We start from the raw sequence: 4,189 nt of genomic DNA on the forward strand, positions 1-4,189 counted from the left end.
GCGATGGACGAGTTCGTCGCCCGCACCGGCGGCGGCGTCGGCGGCGCGAATTGGATCGCGCCGCTTTGCGACTACGAGCCGCCGATCAATTTCCGCTGGCCGGAATATGTCGCCACGGCGCGCGGGCGCGACTGGTGGATCCCGGCCGCCTCCACTGCATGACCGATCAACAACCCCACGAGGAGAACAACCATGACCGTCCATGACCGCGTCGTCGCCGAGCCGTTCTCGCTGCAGCGCCGCAACCCCGCCGGCGGCACCAAGCCGCTGACCGCCTGGGGCTTCGCCAACGAGACCGATGTGCTGACCGACGTGCTGCTTGGTTCGCCCAACTTCCTGCGCCACCTGTCGACAAGCTCGCTGTCGAGAAAACATCTGCGCGAGGCGCCCTGCAACGTCCAGATCGCGCAGGCGCAGCACAAGGACCTTGTCGCGGCATACGAGCATTTCGGCGTCAACATCCACTGGCACGAGCCGACCCCGGAACTGCCGATGCAGGTCTATTCGCGCGATTCCAGCGTCATGACGCCCTACGGCGCCTTCATCACCGCCATGGCCAACTGGTGGCGGCGCGGCGAGAACTACGCCGCCATCCGCACCTATGAAAAGCTCGGCATCCCTATCTACGATATGGTGACCGCCGGTGCCTTCGAAGGCGGCGACTTCAACGTCATCGAGGACGGCGTGGTGTTGATCGGCTGCGGCGGCGCTCGCACCCAGGAGGAGGGCGCCCGCCAGGTGCAGGCCTGGTTCGACAAGGAAGGCTGGGAGACGCGCATCGCCTTCATCGACGAATACTATGTCCATATCGACCTGATGGTTGTGCCGATCGCCGAAAAGCTTACCGCGGTCTGCCTCGCCTGCACCGAGCCCGGCATCGTCGACTGGCTGAAGGGCAAGGGCCACGAGATCATCGACGTGCCCTTCCAGGACACGATGGCGCTCGGCTGCAACTTCATGTCGCTCGGCAAGGACAGGGTGATCGCGCCGACATCGAGCCAGACGCTGATCGAAAAGCTGCGGGCGCGCGGCTTCGAGGTCGCGGCCGTCGATATGAGTGAGATCTCCAAGACCGGCGGCGGCATCCACTGCATGGCGCAGGCGCTGAAGCGCGAGAAGGCGTAAGGGGCAACGGCGGCGAAGCTGCCAATCTCCCCCTTGTGGGTCCCTTGTGGGGCAGATGTCCGGCAGGACAGAGGCGGCGCGAAAGAGGGTCGATCTGTCCCGTTTCGCTTCCCGCTCTACGCTGCGCCGGTCCATTCAGCGTATCGCCTCAGGCCCATGCCGGCGAACAGCATGACCATCATGATGGTGAAGAAGAAGGCCATGCCGAGGTAGAAGAAATTCGCTATCGGCGAAACCTTGACATACCGCACCTGCTTGAACGGCACGCCGCTCGGCTTTGTCGCCGCCAGTCCGAGCCAGAAGAAGAAGGTGACGGCAACGAGCACGCCGATATAAGGATCCATCCAGTCCGGCACCCTGACGAAGCCGAAATTGAACGCAAACGCCCGGTTCGCTGACAACAGCAGCCCAGACGATATCGAGCAGGCAAACATCAGGCGTTTCATGCGGTGTTCCCCTCCATGGTCCACATCCGCCGCGATGTATAATTTGCGTTGATTGAAATTCTGTTATTCCTGCCCGTTAAGATTGTAGGCAAAGGCGGAAGATCGCCGGTAAACGCGAGCACCCAACTAGCGCGCCGTGCAGCGGATCGTCCGTTGAGAAATTCAGTTCGCAATGGCGGGCCGCGCTGCCCGCCATTGCTTGCGTCACAGCTAACATAAGCGCACACTAAAAGGCAGGAAGGGGGGCTCACCACAAAAACGGGAGGAAAGCATGAATGCCATGAGCTTCACCACCCTTGAGGGCGGCAAGACGACGCTCGACGCCGCGGCCCTTGATGCCCTTTCGGCTCGGATACGCGGCACCGTGCTGCGGGAAGGCGACGCGGCCTACGACGACATGCGCAGCATCTGGAACAGCATGATCGACCGGCGGCCCGCGCTGATCGTATGCTGCGTTGGTGCATCCGATGTCGTTACCGCCGTGAATTTCGCGCGGGAAAACAAGCTCCTCGTCTCCGTGCGTGGCGGCGGCCACAACATTGCCGGCAGCGCCGTCTGCGACGGCGGCCTGATGCTCGATCTGTCGCTGATGAAGTCGGTGCGGGTCGATGTCGCGGCACGGCGAGCCTGGGTCGGGCCCGGCGCCACGCTTGCCGATGTCGACAGGGAGACGCAGGCCTTCGGGCTTGCGATGCCAGTCGGCATCAATTCGACCACCGGCATTGCCGGCCTGACGTTGGGCGGCGGCTTCGGCTGGATCACCCGCAAATTCGGGCTGACCATCGACAATCTCGTTTCCGCTGACGTGGTCACCGCCGACGGAAAATTGCTGCGCGCCAGCCAGAACGAAAATCCCGACCTGTTCTGGGCGCTGCGCGGCGGCGGCGGCAATTTCGGCGTCGTCACGGCGTTCGAGTTTCAGCTCCATGAGTTCGGGCCGCAAGTGCTGTCGGGGCTTGTCGTCCATCCCTTCGCCGATGCCGGGAAAGTGCTGCGGGAATATAAGCAGGCGCTGGAAGATGCACCCGACGAACTGACCTGCTGGGTGGTCATGCGGCAAGCGCCGCCGCTGCCCTTCCTGCCGGCCGAATGGCACGGCAAGGAGGTGCTGGTGCTGGCCATGTGCTATTGCGGCGACATCGAGACCGGCGAAAAGGCGACCCGGAAGCTGCGCGCCATCGGCTCGCCGATCGCCGACGTCGTCGGTGTCAATCCGTTCACCGGCTGGCAGCAGGCCTTCGACCCGCTGCTTACGCCCGGCGCCCGCAACTACTGGAAGAGCCATGACTTCACCGAGCTTTCCGACGGCGCGGTCGAGGTCACCACGGCGGCGATTGCGAGGCTTCCGGGTCCCGAATGCGAGATATTCTTCGGCCATGTCGGCGGGGTGGCGGGCCGCGTCGAAGCGGATGCCACCGCGTTTCCGCAGCGCAGCTCGCATTTCGTCATGAACGTCCACGCCCGCTGGCGCGAACCGGCAATGGACAAGGCCTGCATCGATTGGGCTCGCGGTATCTACGAGGCGACACGGCCTTACGCCGTCGGCACGGCCTATGTGAACTTCATGCCGGAGGACGAGACCGACCGGATCGAAGCGGCCTATGGCGGCAACTATCGCCGGTTGCTGGAGATCAAGCAGCGCTACGACCCGCAAAACCTGTTCCGCATGAACCAGAACCTGCGCCCTAAGGAAGGTCTGCGGGCGGCGTGAGACAAGCATCCCTCGGCGACGGCGTGGACAACCGCGCCGTCGCGGACATGGCTTCAGCCGATTATCGCCGGAGTATCGTCATAGCTCAGCGACACCAGCTCCGGGTGGCGGTGAGCGAGCGCGAGGATTTGTGTTTCCAACTCGCAATTGTAGGCCATCAGCGCCTTCACCGTCTCCAGCGGGCTCGCGTAGCGGGCGATCAGCTTCTCGGCCTCGGCCTGCAATTCAGCCTGCGCTTCGGCGTCGAGCAGGATGCTCATTGCCGCCTCCTTGAAACCTGCAGCGCATCGAGCTGTTCCTGAAGGTGCCCGTTGAGCACGATCATCTCCTTCAGCGCCTTCATGGGGTCGCCCTTGTGGAGCGCGATGAACTTGTCGGCCACAGCCTGAAGCGCGGCCTCCTGGCGGCCGTCCAGTGTCACGATCTGGTCCATCCCGGCTGCTCCTCATACGTTATGTGCGCAGTGAACAAAAAGGGAACAAAAATGTCAAGGGCGAATTGACCAAACGAGGAATGCGTTCCTATTATTAGTCATGCCTGATACTGACGGAAGACGAAAGCGCGGCGGCGGGCGGCGGCTCAGCAATGCCCACGAGATCGGGCAACTCGTGCTCGTCCGCTGCGGACTCTGCAACGTCAAGCGTTGGTATCAGCCCGACGATCTGCTGAAGATTTTCGGCGACATCGAACCTGACCTCGTGGGCAGCAAGATGCGCTGCGAGCGCTGCGGCAAGAACGAATTCATGCACGCCGAGACGCAGAGCCCGACGGCGGGGGAGAGGCAAGGCATTCGGGTGAGAAGGCTTGCCGAAATAAGGACGGTGCGGCGGGTCGTGTGGCGGGATGAGCAATAAAGGGGTCGGCCATTTGCCGGCTTTGGTTTCTAAAACAAAGACCCCTGCGCCGG

At 63.0% G+C, this 4,189-nt stretch carries 6 protein-coding genes; 2 read left to right on the forward strand and 4 right to left on the reverse strand.

The features are described from left to right. Positions 1-192 precede the first annotated feature (192 nt). The gene (locus EOA33_RS26230; protein WP_127406961.1) at positions 193-1,125 is read left to right on the forward strand and encodes a dimethylarginine dimethylaminohydrolase family protein; all 933 of its coding nucleotides are present in this window, start codon (positions 193-195) and stop codon (positions 1,123-1,125) included. Between the two features lie 116 nt (positions 1,126-1,241). Here the strand turns inward: EOA33_RS26230 and EOA33_RS26235 are convergent, their stop codons facing one another. Further along, positions 1,242-1,571, reverse strand: coding sequence for a hypothetical protein (locus EOA33_RS26235; RefSeq protein WP_126055472.1), 330 nt, complete (start codon positions 1,569-1,571; stop codon positions 1,242-1,244). 271 nt (positions 1,572-1,842) lie between these two features. Here EOA33_RS26235 and EOA33_RS26240 point away from each other — a divergent pair, with 271 nt between their 5' ends. Next, entirely contained in the window at positions 1,843-3,282 is a 1,440-nt protein-coding gene (locus EOA33_RS26240) for an FAD-binding oxidoreductase (RefSeq protein ID WP_127406962.1), read from the forward strand. Between the two features lie 53 nt (positions 3,283-3,335). On the opposite strand, the gene EOA33_RS26245 is transcribed toward EOA33_RS26240, so the two are convergent. The 3 genes from EOA33_RS26245 to EOA33_RS39850 all read right to left on the reverse strand — a co-directional run. Beyond that, positions 3,336-3,542 (reverse strand): hypothetical protein, encoded by a 207-nt coding sequence (locus EOA33_RS26245; RefSeq protein WP_127406963.1) that lies wholly within the window; start codon positions 3,540-3,542, stop codon positions 3,336-3,338. Beyond that, positions 3,539-3,715, reverse strand: a complete 177-nt coding sequence (locus tag EOA33_RS26250; protein WP_126055469.1) for a hypothetical protein — start codon at positions 3,713-3,715, stop codon at positions 3,539-3,541. Before EOA33_RS26250 ends, EOA33_RS26245 begins: the two co-directional genes overlap by 4 nt. Positions 3,716-3,809: 94 nt before the next feature. Further along, positions 3,810-4,189: hypothetical protein (locus tag EOA33_RS39850; RefSeq protein WP_210212607.1), on the reverse strand; the 380-nt coding region annotated here is incomplete at its 5' end.

The sequence above is a fragment of the Mesorhizobium sp. M4A.F.Ca.ET.050.02.1.1 genome, from assembly GCF_003997725.1.
GTDB lineage: Bacteria > Pseudomonadota > Alphaproteobacteria > Rhizobiales > Rhizobiaceae > Mesorhizobium.

What these genes read in the sequence shown, in the direction of transcription:
- EOA33_RS26230 (WP_127406961.1), top strand. Translation starts at nt 193, where the DNA reads ATGACCGTCCATGACCGCGTCGTCGCCGAGCCGTTCTCGCTGCAGCGC.
- EOA33_RS26235 (WP_126055472.1), bottom strand. Translation starts at nt 1,571, where the DNA reads ATGAAACGCCTGATGTTTGCCTGCTCGATATCGTCTGGGCTGCTGTTG.
- EOA33_RS26240 (WP_127406962.1), top strand. Translation starts at nt 1,843, where the DNA reads ATGAATGCCATGAGCTTCACCACCCTTGAGGGCGGCAAGACGACGCTC.
- EOA33_RS26245 (WP_127406963.1), bottom strand. Translation starts at nt 3,542, where the DNA reads ATGAGCATCCTGCTCGACGCCGAAGCGCAGGCTGAATTGCAGGCCGAG.
- EOA33_RS26250 (WP_126055469.1), bottom strand. Translation starts at nt 3,715, where the DNA reads ATGGACCAGATCGTGACACTGGACGGCCGCCAGGAGGCCGCGCTTCAG.